The following is a 248-nucleotide window of genomic DNA, read 5'->3' on the forward strand; positions in this document are numbered from 1 at the left end:
GGTCATCTCCTTTAGTAAAAACCGGTACATCATTCACAGATGTTACATTGATGTTGAAGGTTTGATTATCACTTTGATCATCTCCTCCATCTGCAACTCCTCCATTATCTTTCAAATAAACTGTAACGAGTGCACTTCCATTTGCATTGGCTGCCAATGTGTATGTCAATTCTCCGTTTGCTGTTATCGCTGGTTGTACCGAGAATAAACTGTTATTGTTATTGGCAACAGTAAACGTTAGTGTTTGT

1 protein-coding gene is annotated in these 248 nt (G+C 38.3%); it reads right to left on the bottom strand.

Annotation, left to right across the window (positions count from 1 at the left end):
• On the bottom strand, positions 1-248 hold a 248-nt coding region (locus EOD40_RS18110), incomplete at both ends, for a hypothetical protein (protein ID WP_164905523.1).

It is taken from the genome of Flavobacterium sufflavum (assembly GCF_004016525.1).
GTDB lineage: Bacteria > Bacteroidota > Bacteroidia > Flavobacteriales > Flavobacteriaceae > Flavobacterium > Flavobacterium sufflavum.